General features: G+C 57.7%; 19 protein-coding genes, 4 pseudogenes and 1 other annotated feature. Of the genes and pseudogenes, 15 read left to right on the top strand and 8 right to left on the bottom strand.

Annotation, left to right across the window (positions count from 1 at the left end):
• Positions 1–99: 99 nt before the first annotated feature.
• The 5 genes from dcd to EFR00_RS26900 all read right to left on the bottom strand — a co-directional run bounded on the left by dcd (position 100) and on the right by EFR00_RS26900 (position 3,655).
• Complete coding sequence (gene dcd / locus EFR00_RS26920; RefSeq protein WP_016737368.1) at positions 100–696, bottom strand: dCTP deaminase; 597 nt, start codon at positions 694–696, stop codon at positions 100–102.
• Between the two features lie 5 nt (positions 697–701).
• Positions 702–1,952, bottom strand: a complete 1,251-nt coding sequence (locus EFR00_RS26915; RefSeq protein WP_016737369.1) for a hypothetical protein — start codon at positions 1,950–1,952, stop codon at positions 702–704.
• Positions 1,933–2,349, bottom strand: coding sequence for a hypothetical protein (locus EFR00_RS26910; protein ID WP_016737370.1), 417 nt, complete (start codon positions 2,347–2,349; stop codon positions 1,933–1,935). Before EFR00_RS26910 ends, EFR00_RS26915 begins: the two co-directional genes overlap by 20 nt.
• 462 nt (positions 2,350–2,811) lie before the next feature.
• On the bottom strand, positions 2,812–3,480 hold the full coding sequence (locus EFR00_RS26905; protein ID WP_016737371.1) for a Fic family protein: 669 nt from the start codon (positions 3,478–3,480) through the stop codon (positions 2,812–2,814).
• On the bottom strand, positions 3,473–3,655 hold the full coding sequence (locus tag EFR00_RS26900) for a hypothetical protein (RefSeq protein WP_009991623.1): 183 nt from the start codon (positions 3,653–3,655) through the stop codon (positions 3,473–3,475). Before EFR00_RS26900 ends, EFR00_RS26905 begins: the two co-directional genes overlap by 8 nt.
• 452 nt (positions 3,656–4,107) lie before the next feature.
• Here EFR00_RS26900 and EFR00_RS26895 point away from each other — a divergent pair, with 452 nt between their 5' ends.
• The 6 genes from EFR00_RS26895 to EFR00_RS26875 all read left to right on the top strand — a co-directional run bounded on the left by EFR00_RS26895 (position 4,108) and on the right by EFR00_RS26875 (position 11,120).
• Positions 4,108–4,347, top strand: coding sequence for a hypothetical protein (locus EFR00_RS26895; protein ID WP_125462013.1), 240 nt, complete (start codon positions 4,108–4,110; stop codon positions 4,345–4,347).
• Between the two features lie 75 nt (positions 4,348–4,422).
• Positions 4,423–4,629 (top strand): hypothetical protein, encoded by a 207-nt coding sequence (locus EFR00_RS33185; RefSeq protein WP_016737373.1) that lies wholly within the window; start codon positions 4,423–4,425, stop codon positions 4,627–4,629.
• Positions 4,604–7,432 carry a peroxidase family protein gene (locus EFR00_RS26890; protein ID WP_199287286.1) on the top strand — a complete coding sequence of 943 codons (2,829 nt, stop codon included), beginning with the start codon at positions 4,604–4,606 and terminating at the stop codon, positions 7,430–7,432. Before EFR00_RS33185 ends, EFR00_RS26890 begins: the two co-directional genes overlap by 26 nt.
• Positions 7,433–7,442: 10 nt before the next feature.
• Positions 7,443–9,101 carry a c-type cytochrome gene (locus EFR00_RS26885; RefSeq protein ID WP_016737375.1) on the top strand — a complete coding sequence of 553 codons (1,659 nt, stop codon included), beginning with the start codon at positions 7,443–7,445 and terminating at the stop codon, positions 9,099–9,101.
• Between the two features lie 16 nt (positions 9,102–9,117).
• Positions 9,118–9,705 carry a hypothetical protein gene (locus EFR00_RS26880; RefSeq protein ID WP_009991263.1) on the top strand — a complete coding sequence of 196 codons (588 nt, stop codon included), beginning with the start codon at positions 9,118–9,120 and terminating at the stop codon, positions 9,703–9,705.
• Positions 9,706–9,755: 50 nt separating this feature from the next.
• A complete protein-coding gene (locus EFR00_RS26875) occupies positions 9,756–11,120 on the top strand; it encodes a hypothetical protein (RefSeq protein WP_016737376.1) in 1,365 nt (454 codons plus the stop codon).
• A gap of 34 nt (positions 11,121–11,154) precedes the next feature.
• On the opposite strand, the pseudogene EFR00_RS26870 reads toward EFR00_RS26875, so the two are convergent.
• Positions 11,155–11,397 (bottom strand): annotated as a pseudogene (locus EFR00_RS26870) (DinB/UmuC family translesion DNA polymerase); the annotation flags it as partial.
• Positions 11,398–11,453: 56 nt separating this feature from the next.
• Here EFR00_RS26870 and EFR00_RS26865 point away from each other — a divergent pair.
• Positions 11,454–12,687, top strand: a pseudogene (locus tag EFR00_RS26865) (IS3 family transposase).
• Positions 11,740–11,856 (top strand) — a sequence feature (AL1L pseudoknot). (Overlaps the previous pseudogene by 117 nt.)
• Position 12,688: 1 nt before the next feature.
• Here the strand turns inward: EFR00_RS26865 and EFR00_RS26860 are convergent.
• Positions 12,689–12,880, bottom strand: a complete 192-nt coding sequence (locus EFR00_RS26860) for a hypothetical protein (protein WP_016737380.1) — start codon at positions 12,878–12,880, stop codon at positions 12,689–12,691.
• Positions 12,881–13,304: 424 nt separating this feature from the next.
• On the opposite strand from EFR00_RS26860, the gene EFR00_RS26855 reads away from it, so the two are divergent.
• The 4 genes from EFR00_RS26855 (at position 13,305) to EFR00_RS26840 (ending at position 17,974) form a co-directional block, all read left to right on the top strand.
• On the top strand, positions 13,305–15,020 hold the full coding sequence (locus tag EFR00_RS26855) for a M4 family metallopeptidase (protein WP_125462014.1): 1,716 nt from the start codon (positions 13,305–13,307) through the stop codon (positions 15,018–15,020).
• Between the two features lie 69 nt (positions 15,021–15,089).
• Positions 15,090–15,482 (top strand): hypothetical protein, encoded by a 393-nt coding sequence (locus EFR00_RS26850; RefSeq protein WP_029532339.1) that lies wholly within the window; start codon positions 15,090–15,092, stop codon positions 15,480–15,482.
• 72 nt (positions 15,483–15,554) lie between these two features.
• Entirely contained in the window at positions 15,555–17,156 is a 1,602-nt protein-coding gene (locus EFR00_RS26845; protein WP_016737383.1) for a tyrosinase family protein, read from the top strand.
• Entirely contained in the window at positions 17,153–17,974 is an 822-nt protein-coding gene (locus EFR00_RS26840; protein WP_016737384.1) for a DUF2182 domain-containing protein, read from the top strand. Before EFR00_RS26845 ends, EFR00_RS26840 begins: the two co-directional genes overlap by 4 nt.
• A gap of 203 nt (positions 17,975–18,177) precedes the next feature.
• Here EFR00_RS26840 and EFR00_RS26835 read toward each other — a convergent pair whose 3' ends face one another.
• A complete protein-coding gene (locus EFR00_RS26835; RefSeq protein ID WP_016737385.1) occupies positions 18,178–18,903 on the bottom strand; it encodes a DUF2726 domain-containing protein in 726 nt (241 codons plus the stop codon).
• A gap of 598 nt (positions 18,904–19,501) precedes the next feature.
• Between EFR00_RS26835 and EFR00_RS26830 the strand changes: the two genes are divergently transcribed.
• The 4 genes and pseudogenes from EFR00_RS26830 to EFR00_RS34085 all read left to right on the top strand — a co-directional run.
• The gene (locus EFR00_RS26830; protein ID WP_008534132.1) at positions 19,502–20,176 is read left to right on the top strand and encodes an MreC domain-containing protein; all 675 of its coding nucleotides are present in this window, start codon (positions 19,502–19,504) and stop codon (positions 20,174–20,176) included.
• A 127-nt stretch (positions 20,177–20,303) separates the two neighbouring features.
• Positions 20,304–20,857: pseudogene (locus tag EFR00_RS26825) on the top strand (hypothetical protein).
• Positions 20,858–20,992: 135 nt separating this feature from the next.
• Positions 20,993–22,087: a nucleotidyltransferase family protein gene (locus tag EFR00_RS26820; RefSeq protein WP_012489416.1), complete on the top strand. Its 1,095-nt coding sequence runs from the start codon at positions 20,993–20,995 to the stop codon at positions 22,085–22,087.
• Positions 22,088–22,254: 167 nt separating this feature from the next.
• Positions 22,255–23,093 (top strand): annotated as a pseudogene (locus EFR00_RS34085) (HAD-IC family P-type ATPase); the annotation flags it as partial.
• Positions 23,094–23,167: the final 74 nt, after the last annotated feature.

Genomic DNA, 23,167 nt, shown 5'->3' with positions numbered 1-23,167 from the left:
CGATTGCATGCCGGTTTCAACACGTCTTCCGGGTCTTGTCACATGACCAGCAAGATTATAGAGGCGGGCTCGCTTTCTCCCGTTAACCCTGGTGCCGTATCATTTGCTGCTGAGCCGCCTGAGTACGTCGTCGGACCGGACATTGCCGAGAACCGGCTTCCGGCGGCCGGTAAATTGGCTCTTTGCGAACTTTGCGTCCGGGCCGACGTCGTGGAGGAAGATCTGGCAGATCTCCATTCCCGGCTGCAGGGCGATCGGCACCTCTCCGACGTTACTCAATTCGAGGGCAAGACAGCCAGCAAACCCCGGCTGGATTCCGGCTGCCGTCTCGATAATCAGACCGCGCCGTCCGAGTGACGATTTCCCTGTGACATAGCCGGCGAGATCCGCCGGCAGGCGCATCCACTCCAAGGTCGTCCCGAGTACGAAATTGTGCGGGTGCAGGATGAACTCCTCGCCGAATCGAACGAAATGTTCCTTGGTCGGAACCGGATCCTCATCCGGTTCACTGACGCGCAACAGCGAGGTGCGCGAGTGCCGCAGTGTCCGAAACCATCGGCCGAGACGCAGATCGAGCGACGCGGCGCCCACGGCGGCCAGCCGTCCAAGATCAGGGCGCGGCACGATTGCCAGCATGCCTCCGTCGGCGCCAGGAGCGAGATTGAGCCGGCCGATCAATCCAGTGCTGCTCAACATAGAGATTACCTCGTGCGGGACTCAAATTCCATGACTTCCATGGTTTTGAACACCAGATCGTTGAGGATTTCCAGTCTAGTGTCCTCGCGGAAGTTGAAATTCTTCCAATGCGCCCAGTTGAGCCGGATCGCCCAACCTGCGTTGATCGTATCGCCGATCGAAGTCGTCGATGCTGCCGGTGACAGGGCGCAGAATTGTTTCACAATTCGATCGCGCTCGGCGTCGGAAGGCAAAGCCAGGCCGGTGCGGGCGACGTGACCACTTACGGCGGCGATCAGATCCTCGATCATCGCGGTGGACGCCTGATCTGCCATACGCAGGCAAAACGCCTCGTTGGCCTGTAGCCGCTTCGGCAAATCGATGAAATAGCCCGAGAAGGCCGGCGGCTCGGTGATCCCGAACGCTCTCGCTGCGCTTTCGAGTGCCGTGACCCGCGAGCCCAAGGACGGATAGTAGGCGGCGCGCTCGCCTGTGTGCGGCGCGATCAGGTAGATGAACGAATAAAGGTAGCTTTCACCGAACAGTCGCAGCCCGATGATATCGCAGAAAAGCTCTTCAATCTGGCGCGTGGCCAGCCGGTAGGAGCGCGCCCAGATGCTGCGCAGGAAAAGGTCGCTCAACAGGTCGGCCGGCTTGGTTTGGACGTCGAACAACTGCTGGAATTCACTCCAGCTGTTTTGATATTCGCCAACCAGGCGGCTCTGCAATGTTGCGTCAAGGGCAGAAAGGTGGGGGCTGCGGTGCGGCTTCTTGCGCCAGATGGAATGGCCGAGTTCATGACCGGCAAGAGGAACGATCAACGGGTTGCCGGATTCGGTCGCTGGCAGCCCTATGAACATGAGATTGGGGAATTCGTCAGTAATCGCGGGATAAGTAAACGGCGAAAAGCTCCATTCCGAGCTGACGATCAACTTGGCTTCCGGCCCGTAGATAGTCTGGCTCATGCGCAGAAGCGGATCGTAGATCTCGAACGCATTGCGCACGTTAGTCGAGCGCAGGATAAAGCCGAGAACGGTATAATAGCGCGCTATGTAGGCATTGACCTGCGCGGTTACCTGCTGGCGTATTGTATGGTCAGTCGTTGGCCCGATCCCGGAAAGCCGGTTCAGTTCCCGACCGTAAAGATCGGCCAGCAATTTAAGAGCTTCTCTCGATTCCTGATAGGGAAACTCCGATGTCTGCAGATGCTTGATCTGGTCAATGACCGACAGCAGCTTCTGCCGCACGAAATCGATGTCAAGCGACCCGTTCGTCATATGCCGGCATCCACTCGTCGTCGGGCGCGGGTGTCAGTTCCTCGAGAAGAACCTGATGCAATGACAGGCAGAAGCGCTTGAGGGAGCCAATCTCCTCGCTGCCGGTGCTTTCACCGGCGGCGATGGCTTTTGCCTGCGCGACGAGATCCCTGACCCACTGTTCAAGATCGTTGAAGTTGCTGAGTGAGGCGCCTTCGGTGTGAAAGATCGCTGAGTTGAGGATCTCGACGTTGACCGGGTTTTCACTCAGGGCGAAAAGACTGACAGGCCGTCCGCCACTCGGCGGCGCCTCAAGATAGTGACCGAAGCGCTGGATAGTCGCCAGATCAGCCGGCTGCCGCTTTTCCAACTTGTCGAGCTCGATGGCGGCGTCAAGGGCGAGCGATGGGAAGTCCATGAATTGATTTCCTCGGCTTTGCATTGGTCGCGAACTGTTCCGCCTGTGATATCATCGAAACGGTTTGGTACAGAAATCGAACCGGGACGGACCAGCGAAACTATGAATCCGCGGTGACTCCTCGTCAAGCGTCTAAAACGGACTATGGTGAACGGTGATGCGTACGAATGCTCAATCATCGACTCCCTCCATGGCGAAATCCGGACCTCGACGGGCAAATAGTGAGGACGTGGGGTGCCGAGGCGCCGCAGGCAGCACGACCGCGCCCATTTCACTTTCGGCTGGCAGGACGCAAGCCGGTCGGCCTCTGGAAGAACAGAGAACGTGGGTGCGCGGCGTCCCAAGTGTAGCTGGGCGATCCCCCGCACTGGCCGCGGCTGCTGCGCGCCGCCGCACTACAACAACCACGGTCAGGCCGCCTTTCGGAAGACTTGGTCTGTCGTCCCGGCCACGCCTCCTCGATCAGGAAAGAAAATGCTTTCCCGTCGCGGTCTCCAGGACGCTTGCCAACTGGGTAGCGAGCATGCCCTCAATGAGTTCTTCCATCTTTGTCAGATCGAAGGCACCGTCTTCTGAAGCCGCATCGGCCGCTTCCAAAGCGTCGAAGTACGGGCGCCGGTTATCGACAATCTGGTCCGGGATGGTCTTGACCCCGGGTAGGGGCAATTGAAGCTTTACGCAAAGAACCAAATAGGACACCATGCGCGATGTCCGCCCATTCCCATCACTGAAGGGGTGGATCCAGTTGAGCCGCCACATCACGAACGACGCAAGATGCACGGCTGTCTTTTCGGTCCAGTTGTCGTTGACATAATCGCACAAATCCTCAATGAGTCCAGGGACCTGAAATGCCCCGACAGGCTTGTGCTTACTGCCCTCAATTGAAACTTCAGCGGGCCGGAAGTTGCCGGCATAGATGCTAATGCCTTGCAATGCCTCACGGTGAAGCGACAGTAGCATCGAGGGACGAAGCTTCCATTTTTCCCCTTTGTCGATTGCATCGACAATCATGTCGCGCGCTAGGTCGAACTGGAGAAGGCCGTTGCGGGCTTCGGCTTCGGCGCGCGCCTTCTCATCCATGATCAAATAAGCTTCGGTTGCCACGCTGTGGCGGCGCGTAGCGTCAGTCATGTTTCTTTTGATCTGCCATCTCGTCGGCGACGCGATCGACCAACTCGCGGGTTATCATCTCATTTTCGAAATGAGTGTTGCCGTATGCAAAGCTGCGACGCTGGACTTCAATGTCACTCTTCGACAACTGCACTTTTCTGGCGGCTTCGAGGAGGTTTCTGAGCGGTTCGTTCATTGCAGGCGTCCTTTTTATTTAGGCGTCCATAAAAGCGGTTTTCCTTTGCAAGGCAACCTCGACAAGGATAGAAACATGGAATTGCGCCAAGCTTGTGGAAGAGTGTTGCAACTGCGCTAGCACCATAATGCCGATCGCGACGATTGGCGAGCAGCAAGAAGCGCGGGACGGGATTGGCAACGAGGCTTGGCGTTTCGTTCTTCATTTTTTCTCGCACTGATGCGGGCATCGGTCAGCTCTAAGACCGCCCCGCCCCGGGGGAATGGCTCCGGCAACTGACGGCCTCTGAACTGTTTCGGCTATTGCATCGAGAGGTGCTCCAATGGCCGCAACACTTCCGGCGCGTTGCCTCCCGCTACGAGCAGCGAAGTCTCTGCTTCACAGGTTTCATCGTAAGCGGCGTGCCACTCGCCCCTGACCGAATCGGATATTCGAAGGCAACGGTCGCATCCATGATGGATGCGGCAACTACGGGTCAATTGCGGTCATTCAGCTATCACGAAATCGGTGCACCTTCCCGACGGACAAATGAAAAAGCAGAGAGATTTCCGGATTGGAGCGCAAAGGCGGCAGAGCTGTGCCGCAAAACCTCGGCTGACTATGTCGGGAAGTTGCCGCAACCGCCTCTAACCCTGCGCAAGATGATCGCTTGGCATTTCCGATTGGCTGTATTCAAGCCGCCGACGCTCTGATCGCCTTTGGTTGAAGTCATTAGGCCAACCAGTGCCCCTTGCGATGCCGTCATGGGGAGAAAAAGGTCTTTGCTAATGGCACTTTATTTTCCCATTATTGGTGCTATCATCAAATTCGCAATTTATTCGAGTATCCTGACTGGCGATAAGCTTGCGCAGCCCTGCGTATTGTGTGGGGAGCTACGCCTGCGTTTGAAAATGGCCAGTCGCGCATTCTTGTTTTTCTTAGCAATGCTTTTTGTGCAGGGGGATGTGCATGTCTTCGGGCCATATCTGGCGTGAAAATTACGAGGGAGGAAACCCTGAGGCGGAAGCATTGCTTTTTGCAGAGCTGGCACGCGATATCATGGATGTGCAACTTGCCAATAGGGCGAACGCCCGAGCAAGCGACATAAGTCGCGCGTTTCACGCGAAATGTATACTTGGTGTCGACAATGCGAAACTTCAGATTCTGCCTAATATTCCAGAAGATCTCGAAGTCGGTTTTTTTGAGCGTGGCAAGCAATACGACGTGACCGTGCGGCTTTCCAACGCCAACGGTGTCCGTCAGGCCGACTTCAAGAAGGATATGCGTGGGATAGCGCTACGCGTTAAAGTATCCGAGAACGAATATCACGATTTCCTCGCAACGAATTTTCCGGTTTCTCATGCCCGCAACGCTTATCAATTCGTGGCGTTCGCCAAGGCGATGTCCGGCTCGAAGCTGCTGCTTTTGCCGCGCCTCGTCCTCGCAGTCGGCTTTTCCGAAACCCTCAGGATGCTCAGAAACGTCCTGAGGGGAGCGCGCGTCGTCGACAGCCTAGCCACAGAGGGCTATTGGAGCCGAGGCGCTCTTCTCTGGGGCAATGAAGCAGGTCCAGTTCGGTTCCTGCTGCGTCCAAGCGCCAAGACGACCGCGGCAAAGCCCGCCTCGGCAACTGACCCTGACTTTCTACATCGTGAGATTGCCGAGCGGCTTCGCGAAGGCCCTGTCGAGTTCGATTTCCTGCTGCAGCGCTATGTCGATGAGAAACTTACTCCAATCGAGGATGGTGCGGTCGAGTGGACGGAAGACGCATCGAGGCCGATCGGGGTCGCAACGCTGACCATTCCGTCGCAGGACATCGATGCGGCGCCTGGCAGGGCGATGGAGCGGCTTGTCGACCAGCTTGGCTTCAATCCTTGGAATACGACCGAGACATTTCGCCCGCTGGGCAATCTCAACCGTGTCCGCAAGGCAGCCTATACGGCCAGCTCCGCGCATCGCTTGAACCAACGGTTCCGGGAACGGAAGCCGCTACGCAACATCGTGATTGCCCGGGCTGTCGCGGCCCTGTTTAAGGCGATTAATGCACACGTGCCCTGGTATAGGTTCGGTTGGCGCATGAGCCTGCTTAACATCTCCATTCTCCGGGAAGAGCTACGCACAAAGAACTTGTTTGACACCGAATTGCCGGATGCACCACCGCAGGCGACCCCGCAGCCGCCAGTAATTCCCGAGGCGGTCCGCACTCAGCGGACATTCGACGGTACCTACAACGATCTCTCAAACCCGCGGATGGGTGCGGAGGGAGCGACGTTCGGCCGTACGATGCGAGCGGTCTACAAGCCAGAGCTATTCGGGCAGCCGAACCCAATCGAAGTCAGTCGCCAACTGATGACGCGAAAGGCTTTCATTCCGGCACGCTCGCTAAATGTGCTTGCCGCGGCCTGGATTCAGTTCCAGGTGCATGACTGGGTCAACCACAAGCGCCATAGTCTCGGGAATGCGGAGACCGACATTGCATTGCGAATGCCGAACGGAGAGCTCTGGAAGAGCACCACAGGCGGTCAGCCGGAGGCTTTTATGCGCATTGCTGGCAATGAGGTTTTCCGCATGGCTGCCGGCGGCTACCCCATTTTCAAAAATATGACGACACCGTGGTGGGACGGTTCAGAGGTTTACGGCAATACAGCGGAAAAAGCGCTGGATCTGCGAGACGGAGGTCGTCTTAAGCTCACCGAGGATCTCTATCTGCCGACCGAATTGAACGGCATGAACGTCACTGGCTTCAACGAAAGCTGGTGGCTGGGCCTCAGTATGATGCACACGCTGTTTGCTCGTGAACACAACGTGCTCGCCGAAGCATTGATGCGCGAATATCCGGACTGGGAGCCGGACCGGATCTACAACACCGCTCGATTGATTGTATCGGCTCTGATCGCAAAGATTCACACCATTGAGTGGACGCCAGCTATTCTGGCGACGCGGGCGATCAAAGTCGGCCTGCCGGCGAACTGGTACGGCGCGCCTAAGGACTGGCTCACGCAGCTCGGCATCTGGATGCTCGACACGCACGAACTCAAAGGCATTCCGCAGACTGTGCCCGACCATCACGGCATCCCGTACTCGCTGACGGAGGAATTCGTTTCGGTCTACCGTCTCCATCCGCTCATTCCCGACGATTATCAGTTTTTCAACTATGAGACCGGTGCGCGAACAGAAACATTGGGCTTCGCCGACATTCAAGGTGCGGGAACCGATGCCAAAATGCGGCACCTTCGGCTCCACAATGTCATCTATTCACTCGGAATCGCACATCCCGGTGCAATCACGTTGCATAATTACCCCAATGCGTTACGCCAGTTTAAACGGATGTCAGGCGACGTGGAGGAGATTATCGATCTTTCCGTCGTCGACATCGTCAGGGATAGGCACCGCGGAATTCCTCGCTTCAATGACTTTCGCGAGGCGTTGCACAAGCCGCGTTTAAGCAACTGGGAGGAATTGTCGTCGGATCCAGAAACGGTGCGGGCAATGCAGGTTCTCTATGGCAATATCGACATGGTGGACACCATGGTCGGCCTGCATTCTGAGCCTCCGCCGGACGGTTTCGGCTTCAGCGATACGGCTTTTCGCGTGTTTATTCTGATGGCCTCCCGACGGTTGCAGAGCGACCGTTTTCTCACCGTCGACTTTCGGCCGGAAATCTACTCGCCCCTGGGGCTCGATTGGATCGAGAACAACGGTATGACCAGCATCATCCTGCGTCACTGTCCGCAACTCGCCCCGGTATTGCCGCGCACTGCCAGTGCATTCGCCCCTTTCCGGCCTATCCTGTCTTGAGGGGCACACCATGCCAATTTCCCGCGACAGATTATACCGGCTCTTTCGCTTCCTCTTGGTGAGCGTCAACCTGCTTGTACTCATCACTCTTGTTGCAACGGGGATATTCATCAGGCTCGAAGGCGACTGGGTGCATCCAACTATCCGGGATCCAAAGGATGCGTTCGAAAATGGCACCATCGGCACGGAACTCATGCCGCTACCGGTCGCTTTGGTACTGCCCGACCTGTTTCCCGAGCATTTTCAGCCGGCCGGTGCGGATGCCGGCGATTGGGTGAAGCAATTCGGGTTCTTGCCGTATGACAACCCGGAGGCCAATAACGGTTTGCCACTCGGCTTTGCGACCAGCAACTACCGCCCCGGTTCCGCGGCGCCGTCGCCTGTCCCGTTCGTCGGCTTCAGTTGTGCTCTTTGCCACACCACGCGAATTCGCAAAAGTGAGGAGAGCAAGGGCGTCGTCGTCTACGGACCAGGCAGCGTATCGATCAATCTCTTCGCCTGGATCGATGCATTTCAGGCGGCGGTCTTGACCAGGGTGAAGCCGCAAAGAGATGGCGAAACGGACATGGAACGGCCCTATCGTCTGACCGTCGACAGCATTTGCGATTCGTATAGAGCCAAGACGGGTGAAACGCTGGGCTCGATACAACGCCTGTTGATTGGGCTATGGCTTCGCCAGGTTCGCGCTCGGATCGAGGCAGGATTGCCGCGCTTCGACGAACCGATCGGAAATTACCGATCCCGCGATGCAGACGTAACACCGACGGGTCCAACACGTACCCAACCGTTTCGCACTCTCGTTCGCACTGTGCTCGACCGGCCTGGCAACGATATGCCCGTCTACACGAAGATTGCCACGGTTTTTTCGGAGGATCATCGCGCGCGCGCCCAGTTCGATGGGTCGATCGGCGACATATATGCCCGCAGTTCGCTGGCGGCGCTCGCAGCCGGGGCCACGGTCACTAATATGGCTAAGCCGGAAATTGCCGACAATATCCGCAAAGCGAGCGATTTCACGAAGACGTTGCGTCCGTTGCGCTATTCCGACATGTTCCCGGAAGATGCGGCCTCGATCGATCCTGCACGTATCCTGCAGGGGCGCAAAGTCTACGGGCAATATTGCGCCGCCTGCCACGGCGATCGGGATTCGACCGGGGCTTGGGTCAACGGCGAGAAGACCGGCCAAGTCGTGCCGGCCGGTGAGCTCAACACCGATCCGGAACGCGTGCGGTTTCGTCATTATGGACCTCTCGCCGAAAAAATGTTTGCGCTCTTCCCCGACAAGCACCCGTTCCATTTTAAGCGAGAGGATATTTGGCCCCAGCGTGGACAAGAGGAGGAGACATCCATTAGGGGCTACGTAAACGCGCCGCTGGACGGGATGTTCCTGCGTGCCCCCTACCTCCATAACGGCAGTGTCATGACGTTGGCTGAACTGATTAATCTCAGGAAGCGTAGAGATGTCTTTTATCGGGGCGATAACACCTACGATCCGGCCGACGTCGGCTTTCGCTCTCCGGAAAGCGCTGACGATCGAAATTACTTCACGTTCGATACGACTCAGATCGGCAACTCGAACAGGGGACATGACTATCCATGGGCCTATGACGACCCGAAACGAAATCCGGACGATCTTGCCGCGCTGCTTGACTATTTGAAAATGCTCTAACGTCAGGAACGAGCCCATGAAGGCCATGCCTCCGAACAGTATAACTCTGCCGCAGTTCTCGCTGGCGTTCGTGACGTTTGGCGTACTGCTGGTTCTTGCGCTCCTCTGGCCGGAGACGACGCTGGACGACGTCGATCTCGGTCGCACGAAAGCCACTATCTGGGTGACAAGTCTCATGCTTCTCCCGAGCTTGGCGCTCTATCCCTACCGCACGCTCTCCCAACGCATGGCCAACGTCGTACACTTGTTCTGGACCTTCGCTTATCTGCTTTTTCTTGTTCACGCTTATTGGGCCATATTCGTAATATTCAACGGGCTTAAGGACACCTTCGTGCAGATGGGCATTCCCATTGCCAGCATAAATTTCCTGCTCGTTATCCTGTGGGGCTTGGATGTTTTGCTTCTATGGTTTGCGCCGAGCCGGACCCCGCCCGCGGCGCGCTTCCAGATCGCTGTACGCACGCTTACTTTTCTAATATTCGCGACCACCTTCCTGTTTTTGCGAAGTGGTCCGGTTCATATTCTTGGGATCATTTTTGCGGCCGTGATCTCGCTATCCCTGGCCATTCGGCTGTGGGTACGTGAGCGCGCCGTCCAATACTGAGACGGCCAAGCTGGGTCGTCGACGCCACATTCGGAGGCTGGGGAGGAAACATGAGCAGCGAGGAGACAAACAAAACCGGTTTTGAGCGATTGCTCGAGCGCCCATTAATCCAGACGATTCTTCAACGGCGTACGCACCGGATCGGCCGAGGTGTTCCCCTGATCAAAGCAGGCACCATGACCTATCAATCCACCCAAAAACCGGTGCCACTTACCGACCTCGAAGAGGCAATTTTAATCGCCATGACTGGCCTTACCGGCCTTACAATGCCGGACAGGCCGTTTGAGGATCCTGTCACCGGCGAGTTCGTAATGGCAAAGCCGAATGTCCATATGGAAGGGCGAACGGCCGGCAGCCCCGACAATGCCCAAGGGACATATTTCTTCCTCATCAACGATACCGGCACATACTTCATCGACAGGGTTCCGTTCACCCCACCATTATCGTTCGAACCGGAGGCACTAATCGCACATGCCAAACGAGCGAAAGTGAAAATTAGCAATGGCAGACTGGATACGGCAAACCGCGAATTCCCCGCCTATCTCGATTCCAATCGCTTGCTGTCGAACCTGCCCGGCACGACGGTGCTTTTTCCCGTCGTAGACCTGTCACATCAATATATTAACGGCCTGATGTATCTCTTGACACAGCCCGAAGGACACCGACCAACAATCGTTGACGATCGTAATTTCTATCTTAGGGCCGGCGTAGGAAAATGGGTCAAGAATCGATTTCTCAACGAAGAGATCAAGGTGCCGCTCGGCGTCATCGGTAGCCTACGGACCCAGATCGAAGCAGATTTATTGCTCCAGAATCTCATGTTGGTCGCTGATGCCATGGGCCTAGGAGCCTATATTCACGCCTCCATCAGCCCGCCGGTACTGCTCGGCGATCCAAAATTCCGGGACAGCTACGGTCCGATGCTAGGTTTCGATTTCGCTGTGCCGAAATGGCGACTGCTCGACATTTTACGCTGGCAGGTGCCGCTGCCGAAATACAGCAGCCTCAGGGCACATCCGGTTGGTCTGCGACTGGGAGACCGCGACCTTATCAAGGCGAAGTCCCCCCCGAACTATCAAAACATGAGAGAAGCCGTGGACGAAGTGGTTTCGGCCAAGTTTGGTTCACAGGGGATTTACAAGGATGCGGCCCTTTTCAAGGGAATTTACAAGGATGACTTTGGCGATCGTTACCTAACCGAGGCCGCCGAGTACAGTAGCGACGTGATTGAGTGCGTGACGGACATTTGCGAGTACATATATGATACCCATGGTCGCTTCCCCGCGCATGTCGATGCAATTCATGTTCCCGGCGTGTGGATACAGGTGCATCACGTCGACCTCGAATACTATAACCGTTATTTCAAAAACGCATTGACCGGCGCGCACCACGACCACGACAATCATTGGCATTGACGAGCTTTAGGCCAAATTTGCACGCCGGAACACAGCGAATGCCCTTTCGGGGCGGAAAGATCGGCACCAGCAGAAGGTTGACGATCTCCTTCAGGTCGGCGATTACCGGCAGCGGTGTGGGAACCGTTTTGCTGCGGGTGATCTGGGCGAAATCAGAATATTTCAACTTGAGCGTCACAGTCTTCGCGGCGATCCCGTTGGCCTCGCAATAACTCCACACCTTTTCGATTAGCGGCTCAAGCCCTTCACGGGCCGGGTCGTAGGTATGGAGGTCTTGTCAGAATGAACCGCGCCGAGTTTGCCGGAGCCCCCAACTCGTGAGAAGTAGGGTCTATGACAAGCAAGACGACGAACAAATTCTCTCCTGAAGTTCGTGCCCGCGCCGTTCGGATGGTGACGGAGCATGAAGCCGAACATCCCCCCCCCGCTGGGCGGCGGTATCATCGATAGCGGCCAAGATCGGTTGCTCGGCGCATACCCTCCATGAATGGGTGAAGAAGGCCGAGGTCGACAGCGGCAAGCGTGCAGGTTTGCCGAGTGACGTGGCGGAGAAGATGAAGGCTCTGGAGCGAGAGAACCGCGAGCTTCGTCAGGCGAATGAGATTCTACGCAAAGCCTCGGCGTATTTTGCCCAGGCGGAGCTCGACCGCCCACTGAAGCGATGATCTCCTTCATCGACGAACACCGCTCGGTGCTCGGGGTCGAGCCGATCTGCAGACTGCTGCCGATTGCCCCGTCCACCTATTATGAGGTTATCGCCAAGCGCATGGACGTGGACCGCCTATCGGCCCGCGAACGGAATGATATTGCCATGAAAGTCGAGATACGTCGGGTGTTCAACGAGAACTTCCAGGTCTATGGCGTGCGCAAAGTCTGGCGGCAGTTGCAGCGAGAAGGTTACGACATCGCCCGCTGCACCGTCGCTCGGCTTATGAGAATGATGGGGCTTCAAGGCGTCATTCGCGGCAAGCCAGTCAAAACCACCGTGTCGGACAAGTCCGCTCCATGTCCGCTCGACCGGGTGAACCGACAGTTCTTCGCTCCAGCGCCGAACATGCTGTGGTTATCCGATTTCACCTATGTCGCGACCTGGCAGGGCTTCGTTTACGTGGCCTTCGTCATTGATGCCTTCGCCCGCCGTATCGTCGGTTGGCGGGCAAGCCGAACGGCCCATGCGGGCTTTGTGCTCGATGCCCTCGACCAGGCGCTTCATGATCGGCGGCCCGTTAAACGTGGCGCGCTGGTTCATCATTCCGACCGCGGCTCGCAATATGTGTCCATTCGCTATTCCGAACGGCTGGCGGAGGCGGGCACGAGCCGTCTGTCGGAAGCGTTGGCGACAGTTACGACAATGCTCTCGCCGAAACGATCAACGGTCTTTACAAGGCCGAGGTCATCCATCGGCGAGGACCCATGGCGCAACTTCGAAGCCGTGGAGTTCGCCACGCTCGAATGGATCGACTGGTTCAACCACCGCCGTCTTCTGGAACCCATTGGGAATATTCCGCCAGCAGAGGCAGAAGAACGATACTACGCCATGCTGGACGCACCAGCTATGGCCGCATAACTTAAACCAAACGGTCTCCGGCAAACCCGGCGCGGTTCAGTCCCCCCGCTCTTGCTCGCTTAGCAAACACATTCAAAGCCGCAGGAAAAATAGCCAAGATCTCCTCGTCGCCATCATGCTCAAGCTGCTCGTGCTCGCAAGTTGCCTGCTCTCCCAGACCCGCCTCTGAGCCTAAATCCGCCTTGCCGACCAATGCAGATTCTCATCCAGGCGGCTGGTGCGCGTTTTCTCCCTGCAAGGCCTAATGCGGCCACCTGCACACCTATGGATCCATCGTCCCTACAAGTAATAATGAGTGCATGAAATAATTGTACTATGAACGATAAAGCTCTTGATGGTTGCTTGCGTTCGTGTTTTAATAAAACCTATCGTTATAAGGGCATCCACACCATTTCAGTTCTTCCGGATCCTCTCTCGGAGGGGGACGCGACTATGTCGTGACCCTACTCGCGGAGCATGCTGTGCTTTTGTGACTTTGGCGTTGAACCGTAGACGCGGGCAGAACGAACAGGACGTGCGCTACAGATGGCGAGCCGACGAGCATGGATACCTCCGCGAACGATTTAGAAGGGTGTGAGCGATATCGGATTTGACCGAAGCAACACTGCATAGCCGGCGTGCCGCCTGCGACGCGGCTGCCTCTATGGGGATGGGGATTTGCCATGGCAGAGTCACACAGGCCCGGAAACGGGATGAAATCTTTTTCGATGCACGTATCGGACGCCGGATCGGCTCCTATGTTCGCCGCTCTCGCTAAAGAACAGTCTGACCTCCCGACCTTCGCGTTTGAGCCTGCTGCCACACAGGTGGTGGACCCTGAGACTGCGGCCCGTCGATATCTCGGCCATGCGCTCACAAGCAATAGCGTCCCCGACTTTACTGCGCCGTCTGCAGAAAACGCTGACTCTCAATTCAAGGTTATCGGCACAGAAACGGTTCCACTGACCCATACCCGTACCGTCAAATTTCGCCAGGCGTTCCACGACATCCCTGTCTACGGGTCGCTGGTGACCGTGGAGCTGGACGACGACAACAAACTCGTGAGCCTGAATTCGGCGCTGGGGGAGCCGACCAATGTTCCGCCTGTGGCGAAGATTTCGGCCACCAGAGCGGCGTCGGCGGTCGACAAGAAAGGCCAGTTCAAGAAGAAGATCGCCGGTGTCGCGCCCCGTCTCAGTTTCTATTACGAGGCCAAGAAGGACAAATGGCATCTGGCATATATTTTCGAGGACGTCGAGGTGACGATGCCGGAGAGTGCCGGATCCGGTCCGTTGAGGCCGCGTTATTTCGACTACGTGGTGGATGCGAATACCGGGAGGGTGATTGCGGAATTACCGCGTACCCCGACAATGGCCGCCGAGGAGCAGCTCGCCTTCGACGCCCGCAATGTTCAACGGACCATAAATGTCGAAAAAATTGGTGCCCGCGCCGTTCTGAAGGACACGGTGAACAATATCCAGACCTTCGACTTTCGTTTTCGGGATCCGAACGTCAACGATGCCCTGCTGCCGGGGGACGAAATAGGACCTGCCTGGCCGCCTGCCGCAGTCAGCGCGCATGCAAATGCGGCGGCCGTCGCGCATTTCCTCCGTGAAGTCGTGTTGAGGAATAATATCGACAATCGCGGCGGCCCGATGAACGCCAGCATCAATTGCGTCGTCATGCGCGAAAGCCCCGGTGGAAACCAGTGGTTCAACGCCTATTGGAATGGCGTCCAAATGGTCTATGGCCAGGTGCTCAACGGCAACCAGCTTCTCACCCTGGCCGCCGCGCTCGATATCGTCGGGCACGAGATGTTCCATGGCGTGACCGACAATACCTCACGCCTCGAATATGCAGCGCAATCCGGAGCGCTCAACGAATCCTATTCCGATATTTTCGGCATGCTGATCGCCAATAGAGGCAATCCCGATCCCCGCCAATGGGACTGGAGGCTCGGGCAGGGGTTCGCGCGAGGCGGCGGTCCCATCCGCGACATGTCCGATCCCGCGTCGCGGGGCCAGCCTGCACATATGAACCAGTATCGGATCATGCCGGTCACTCAGAATGGCGACTGGGGAGGGGTGCATGTCAACAGCGGTATCCATAACAAGGCGGCTTATCTCATGCTGGTGGCGGAGGAAGGCGGCAGTCTGGTCTTCACGCCAGACGAAGTCGCCGCGGTCTTCTATGTCGCGGTGACGCAGCTGCTCTCGCGCACCTCGCAATTCCGTGACAGTCGTCGGGCTGTCGTCAGTGCGGCACGCACCTTGTTCAGGACCGCTCCATCCGCTCAGCTTGCGCGACGGATTTCGGCGATCGACGCGTCATTCGACGGTGTCGGCATCGCCTGACGCGGGGGGACCCTCTGCCGCTCGCCACATGATTTGAGCATGCTTCACCGAAGGAGGACTATCATGGCGATAAGCTTTTCCGGCATCTGGAGTTATCGAAGCCTGGTGAACAACCCCGACCTTTCCGCATCTTTCGACAGTTTGCGCTTTGGCGCGGGAACGCTGATTTTGTCCGAGCCTGCGCCCGGCAAGATCGGCGGTTCTCTTGGCGGAACCGGCTGGTCTCTTTCCCTCGACGGGGCTGCCACGGACGGCGCGCCGGCGACGCTGAAATGGCAGGGGCGCGGCATGATCGACAACGAGGAATGGGTCTACGACTATCTCGGCTATCCCGTTCCCCGCTGGCCGAACGGCGTGGACCAGATCGACACCATCGTCGGTACGGTTATTCGGACAGTGACCCACTCCAATGGTCAGTCACCCGCGGGTTATACGGCCACGTTCTATGCGGTGCGCGTTTGATGCGGCCGGCCTGAGTGGTCGCGTGCAGTCTGCGGCCAGCAATTCTCGATCGTTTCCTGAGAGGACAGTGCGATGCGCAAACGGGAGAATATCTTTGAGTTGGGAAGTGACTGGGCCGACCCGATCCTCTGGTATGCAAGGGGCGTCAAGGCGATGAAGGCCCGCAAGCTGGAAGATCCGACAAGCTGGAACTTCTATGCGGCGATTCATGGGATGTGGCGCGGGCTCTGGGATTTCTATCAGATCACCGACAGTGCCGATGCGGACCCCAATGCATCCGACACGTCGACCTATCTCGACCAATGTCAGCACCAGAGCTGGTATTTCCTGCCCTGGCATCGCGGGTATCTCCTGGCTCTGGAAAATATGCTCCGGCACGAGATCGAACTGCTCAACGGACCAAGCGCCAGCTGGGCCTTGCCCTATTGGAACTATTTCGGAACCGATCAGGACGTCCTGCCGCCGGCATTCCGCACGGCCAATTGGCCGGATGGCACCGGAGACAATCCGCTGTTTGTCGAACAGCGGTGGGGGGTGCTCAGCAGCAGCACACCATTCGACGTCAGCTCGCAAACCAACCTGAATGCGATGCAGGATCCAGAATTTGCCGGACCCGGCGGCGGGGGCAGTGCCGGATTCGGTGGCGTTGAAACGGGCTTCAGCTGGAGCGGCGAAGAAAGCGGCGGAATCGAATCGGATCCGCACAACATCATCCATGTGCTGGTTGGTGGTGGTCACCCAACCCTGGTGTTTCCGCCAGGTTCGCCTCAGGCCGGGCGCCCATTGCCGGGCCTGATGTCGACTCCGACCGCGGCAGCGCTCGACCCTATCTTTTACCTACATCACTGCAATATCGATCGGTTGTGGGAGAGCTGGAACAAATTTCCCACAGGCAAACCCTTTACTTCGCCGACGGATTGGCAAAATCCGACAGACTCCAAATGGTTGGATGGGCCGGCGAGCATCGGTGAGCGCGAATTTACAATGCCGAACCCAGATAAGACCAAATGGGTTTATACTCCGACGAAAATGCAGGACTTGGCCAGTCTGGGCTATGAATACGACGACCTGACACCCGGCGCGGAGGCCGGACCGATCGTCACCGTCGCCGCACGCATGGAGAGACTGGGCATTGCGCGGAGTTCCGTTGCTGCCACAAGAGGTTTAGACATGCCGACACAGAACAAGGTGGAACTGGTCGCGGCCAGCGACAGCGGCATGTCGCTCGCCGGCAGCGGCACTATGCGCAGCTCTGTCAAGGTCGAGCCGGATGCGAGGGCCAGGGTGAGCCAAAGCCTGAGCGCCAACAGGATCGCCCCGACGGCGCCCGACCGCGTGTTTCTCAATCTCGAGAATGTCACCGGCGTGCATGACGCCGTGATATTCCAGGTCTATGTCGGGCTGCCCGAGGGGGCCGATCCCGCCGGGAACAAGAAATATCTGGCGGGCAGTGTCGCGCTCTTTGGCGTGACGCAGGCGAGCGATCCGGCAGGCAAACATTCCGGAAACGGCATCACATACAAGCTGGAAATCACAGACATTGTCGATAAAATGCACCTCGACGGCGAATTTGATGTCGCCCGCCTGCCGGTAAGTTTCGTCCCGCTCGAAAACATCCCGGATGCGGCGAATATCAAAATCGGCCGGATCAGCATCTATCGGCAATTCGAGTGAGCGTCTTGCGCAGCACCTCTCCTGCGGTGCGCGAGTGGCGCCGCGGTTTTGCGCCACTCGCACTGGCTGCCGGCTCGGCATGGATTCCCCTGGCTGTCGGCGGCGACAGCACCTCCATGCCGACGATCTGTTCCGCTGCTTTCGTCTGGTCCACTCCCTCACCGAAGACTTATGCCTTTTTCTTCAGTTACGTCTCACCTTTGCAGCTGATCGTCAGCTGGGCGATGATGGTGATGGCAATGATGCTGCCGACGCTCTCTGTTCCACTGAGGCATGTGCGCGAGCGCAGCTTCTGGCGCGTGCGGCCGTGGGCCGAGCTGTTGTTTGTCGTCAGTTATCTCGGTACATGGATGGTGGCGGGTATTGCTCTCCTCGGCGTCGCGATCACGCTGCGCCTAGCTTCAACCAGTTCCGCCCTGCCTCTGGTCGCGTGCCTGATCATCGCGTTTATCTGGCAGATTTCACCCTGGAAGCAGGTCGCCCTGAACCGGTGTCATCGCCGCCCCAGCCTGGCCGCCTTTCCGCCGGCGGCCTATGAAAATGTGCTGGCATGGGGGATGACACACGGTCTCTGGTGCATTGCAAGCTGTTGGGGCTTGATGCTGTTGCCCTTGCTTGCGCCGTCGCATCATCTGCCACTCATGGCAATTGTCGCCGTCTACATCTGGGCGGAGCGACTGGAGCCGGCCTGTGCGCCTCGCTGGCAATTCCGGGTGCCTTCAAGGGCCATCAGGCTCATCGCCCGGAACGTTGCGGGATGGCGACAAAGTTCTGGCAGTACATCGATTACGATGGCTTGCGACGAATGCGCCTTGTAGGCTTGGATTCGATTGGTTCGATCACGATGCCAAGGGAACGCCTGCAAGTCCTCGATCGCTGCGCGACTGGCCGGAAACAGATTTTCGCGAACCGCCTGGAGATCGGAGATCATTCCGGGTGTGCCTCAATTACATCGCGGCAAGACAATCGTTTCTTCCTGTCGAAGAGGCTCGGCCGTGCATAGGTTTGTGATGATATCGCTTTAAGTGACACGCGGGTTGTCCACCAGCTTCTCGACCAATCGCCTGAGTTCCGACGGCGTCGTTTGGCCAGCCACCACCTCATAATAGCCGATCCCGGCGCGTCGCAGCGCCTCCTTCTTTACCGCATCACGCGCGGCCGCGGTGCCTTGGTGGTGTGCTCCGCCCTGGTATTCGATGACGTGCCTCGGTTGGCAATTGCCGTCGACGAGGAGCAAGTCGACACGTTTGGAGTTGATGCAACTGTAGGCGTCTGGGTCGGCACTTCGAAGGATCTCGCCCAACGAAACCTGAGCCATCACCTGCCAGGTGGAATTGCAGCCGATCACGACGCTGTCGAGTTCCCGAAACACCCGGGCTTCGCTCTTGTTCAACAATGGCTGAATGGTGAAATTGGAGCGCATCACAATACGCAGTTGATCCGTGGCGTCGACTGGACGCAATGGCTCAGCAGCTGGCGTCTGAAGCCTGGGTTCCTGTATGATGCGCTCGTTCCAGCGCCTTTCCTCCGATCGTGACCTGTTTCTCTCGCGCCACGCCTGTCTGCTCGTCCTGGTTAGGAACTGCTCAACGGACATGCCGATGATAAGGCCGACAAGCAGGGCGGCGATTAGCAGTTCCGGCTTTTCGAAGTCTGCAACAGTTACACCGCTCGAAGCGCCTACTACGGCAGCTCCGATGATCAGCCAAGGTGCCGCAGACAGCACCGACCTTTGGCGATAATGCATGCCCCTCTCCGAATTTCCCGCCAAGATAGTATGACGCTTTTACGATGCGCGGAAAGTCATCCAAAAGAATGAGGGCTCGCACGCATGAAGCTTCCGCCGGCGCACCGATATTGGCTCTAGCGGTCAGTCGCAATCCGCTCGGCCCAGGACATTCCTACGTCGCTGGTACTGGGAGAGCTTTCGAGGCCAGCGGCCGGCTTGTTGCTATGGAGTTCACGTTTTGGGCCAGGAAGATCGCATAATGGATCGAAGGGAACTGGCCCGGCAGGCGAGCAAAGAAAGACAAGGTTGACAGGCGCATTGCTTCTTCGATTGAGGGTTCGGCAGTTAAAATCTTTTAAGACTCCGGCGATGCACAACAAGGAAGCTCGCCGATAAGTTGCCCACGTGCAACTTTTGAATCAGTACGGTTTGACTTCGTTCAGGGCCAATGTAGCCTCACCCGTCTCATCCCCCATTCGACTGGCCACGAATTCTGCTCCTGGAAAGGTGAGGTGGACATTCGAGCGTGGCTATAGACGGGCAGTCCGGTAATCGTTATTTCGGATACACCACCCTATCACCAAATCATCCCGTGAATTTTTCAAGGGCTTTTATATTGAAAAAAGTGCAACGCAGTTTTGCCGTCGAGTACAAAAGCGGCAGACGAAAACTCGATACTAGGTCGAACTCGATCTGGGGCAACGTGGACCTAAAATCCGTCGCTCGCGACCTAGACAAAGAGGCAATGCCGTTTCTGTCGGATAGCTCTCAGAGTGGCAAATCCAACAGCGAAATTTCTCTACCAAAACCAGATCAGGCTGAGTCGTTGTTGACACCGCCTCTTGAGCCGTCGACAACTGCATCAGATACACAGGAGACGAGCATGGCCGACGAGACTGATACTGCAACCAGTGCCGATGTGCCGGCCGTTGTCGAAACGCCAATTACGCCGAAGAAACAGCGCAAACCCAGGGCCAAGAAAGCCGCGGCACTCGAAACCGCGTCAGCTGACACTACGGCAGAGCCAGCAGCTGCTCTGGCCGGCGCCGGTGGTGTGAAGAGGAGAGGGCGCAAGACAAAGGTGGTCGAAGCTGCGGCGAGTGCCAAACGCGCACCGGTGCGCCGCGCTCCAAAGGCTGTGCAGCCGGCGCCTGCCGCGCCGATGACAGCGATCGATGAAATGGCGGACCTCCTGCAGTTAGAAGAGGAAAATCAGCGGCTGCGCAAGCTTCTGGCTGAAAAACTTCGCGCTGAAAATGCCGATCTGCGCAAACGGCTCAAGCTCGATTGATAAAAGCAGCTGGTCAATCGCCGGCCGCATTTCCATGCTTATCAAGAGATAAAATTTGGCGACGGTGAGCTGTTGCCGGAATGAAGACTTACTGCCTGCTTGCGGGATAAAACGCGAGGTCGGATAGATGGCGTCTCCCTGGAAATTTCTTGCCCGACTGGTCTCACCGGGACGCGAACAAAAGCGAGAAAGCGGCTCGACCGAGAAGGTTTCGCCGGAGGCGTTGCCTAGTTCTGGTCCGACTGAAACGCCTGCCGAGGACAGCCTGAATAGCGATGGTCGGCCGGCAGGCGCGGAGCTACCTCGTCACGGTCAACCCGGTGCAATTTCCCTCAAGCCTGTGCATTCCGAAGAAGCCGAAAGCGATGTCCACGACAAGGTCGACGGCGAAGTTGCCGAAATCGTGGAGGTCGCTGATCCCGCTATATCAGGTGGTACTGGTTTCGACGTCACCGCTGCGAATGATGCCGCTAGGCTCAAGCGAATTGCCGAGTCGCACCGCGCGAGCAAAGGAGCCGCAGCAAGGAAGCGGTGGCGATTGCAGACGATCCCCAATTTATCCAAACTGCAAACGGGATGAGCCTCGATGACGAGATCAGGATGCTCAGGGATCAGCTGGCCAGAAAGCTAACGTTGCAAAACGCGCAGTTGAGAAAAATGCTGGAGCGGTTTGAACGATGAGCGTGACGCGCTGCCTGCCTTTTAAGCTTGTTGCAGGTGTCCTTTCAAGGCGATAGAGGCGGCATCCTATCTTGCGACCTATCCTCACGACCGTTATACTGTTTTTGAAAAACAGTATAACCCTGGAGTCGAGCTATGAAGTCCATCGACCTCATGTATCAGACGATGCTCGCTGAGCTCGGTCAGCGCTCGCTCGACGCCGCTTGGACGGCCGATTTCCCTCCGGAGGGTCGGTTCACCCCGGCAAACATCAAGGGGCGCAAGTACTGGTATTTCGACATCCCGGATGGACATGGTGGTACGAAACGTCGTTACGTCGGTTCCGCTGATGATCCGGTTATCGCACAGCGCGTAGCTGATCATAAGCGGGACAAGGACGATCTACGCGCTCGCAGGCGCTTGGTAAATACCCTGACCCGCGAAGGCGGGATGATCGCCCCTGACGCCATGTCGGGCGATATCGTCGAGGCTCTTGCCGATGGCGGTCTCTTTCGGCTCCGGGGTATTCTCATAGGCACGGTGGCCTTTCAGTGCTATTCAGGACTGCTCGGTGTCCGTCTTCCCATGGCTGCGATCCTGACCGGCGATGCTGACATCGCCCAGGACTATGCCATCAGTCGGGAGGTCGAAGATAGTCTGCCTCCGATCCTTGAGTTGCTGCAGGGCGTCGACGCCAGCTTTCGTCCAGTTCCACATCGATCGGGAGCCGCGGTATCGTCAGCGTTTCAGAATGCCGACGGCTACAGGGTTGAGTTCCTGACGTCGAACCGTGGTTCGGATGACTACATCGATCAGCCGGCGAAGATGCCCGCTCTTGGTGGCGCCAGCGCGGATCCACTGCGCTTTCTCGACTTCCTCATAAGGGAACCCGTCAGGACAATGCTGCTCCACCGAAGCGGTGTTCCGGTCGTCGTCCCTGATCCGTCCCGGTATGCCGTCCACAAGCTAATAGTCGCCAGCCGCCGAAACACGGACGGGCAGGGGCCGGCGAAGCGTGAGAAGGACATCCGACAAGCTGCGCTGCTCTTCGAAGCGCTGCAGCAGACAAGGCGATCTACCGACTTGGCGCTCGTCTACAACGAAGCATGGAGGCGCGGGCCTACATGGCGAGAAGGTATTCGAACCGGGGCGGGAATGCTGCCAGCACAAGATGCCGAGCGGCTCAACACGGTCCTGACCGAGGGCGGAAAAAGAAACGGCGAAGAAATTGAACTTCCGTTTGGAGAATAGGCCGTCTTTCAAGGCTAAGCAGTTGATTTGATTCGAAGTCGTGAAGACAATGAAGATGAATATGGTCCTGCGGGGTCCTGTGCCGAATATCTGCATCGCACGGTCTCAGATCTGGCCCCGGCCAGCGCCGGGCAGGCGAAGCGCTGATCTACATAGCAAGGGGGTCAATCGAGAAGATCGCGGTCGGCGACGTGCTCCTGATACGCAAGGGCGACGTCGTACCGGCCGACGGGGCTCTCGTCAGCGAAGTCGCGACGATCGACCAGGCGGTCCTGACCGGAGAGCCTTTAAGGGTGCGCATCGCGAGGGATGGCAACATTTCAAGTGGCGCTACGAACGAGGGGGACGTGATCGAAATCCGCGTTCTAAGTCGCGCCGAGACAGCACCTATGCCGGAATACCGGAATAGTGAGGCTCGTGGAAGCATCGAGGCGCTCCAAGGCGAAGCTGATGCGACTGGCCGACCGGTTCTCGGTGTGGTTCTTGTTCGCCACGGTAGCGATTGCAGGCGTCTCGGCGTTCATGTCCGGAGACCTGTCAAGGATCGTGGCCGTGCTGGTCGTCGCCACGCCCTGTCCGTTGATCCTGGCCGTACCCGTCGCACTTGCGAAGGAGGGCGTTCTGGTGAAGGGTGCGGGACCTCTCGAGGCACTCGTCCAGGCCACCGTGGCGGTGTTCGACAAGACGGGGACGCTCACCGCGGGACAGCCCGAAGTCGGCCACATCGAGGGATCGGAGCATCCTAACAGGATCCTGCGGCTGGCCGCCTCGCTGGACCAGGCGTCGGGCCATGTGGTCGGACGCGCGCTGGTGGACGAGGCGCATAGACGTGGGTTGGGAGTGAGCCGCCCATCGGAGGTGACCGAGACCGCGGGATCCGGAATCGTCGATGGCGTGCGCGTCGGCGTCGGAGGAGACGCCTAACGGGTCAGGCAGCGCAATGCGTGTCAAGGTAGTGTTTGACGGCACGCCGGCTGGCACGATCACGCTCGAAGACCGGCTTCAATACCTTCCGCCAGTCGGCGGGGCATTGCTTTAGGAGGCCATCGACGTCGCGGTCATTCTAAACGCCCTTCGCGC

Origin of the sequence: Rhizobium sophoriradicis (assembly GCF_003939025.1) — a bacterium.
In the GTDB taxonomy this organism is placed as follows: Bacteria; Pseudomonadota; Alphaproteobacteria; order Rhizobiales; family Rhizobiaceae; genus Rhizobium; species Rhizobium sophoriradicis.
Note: the sequence above shows the minus strand (reverse complement) of the source record. Positions and strands in the feature narration are given on the sequence as shown.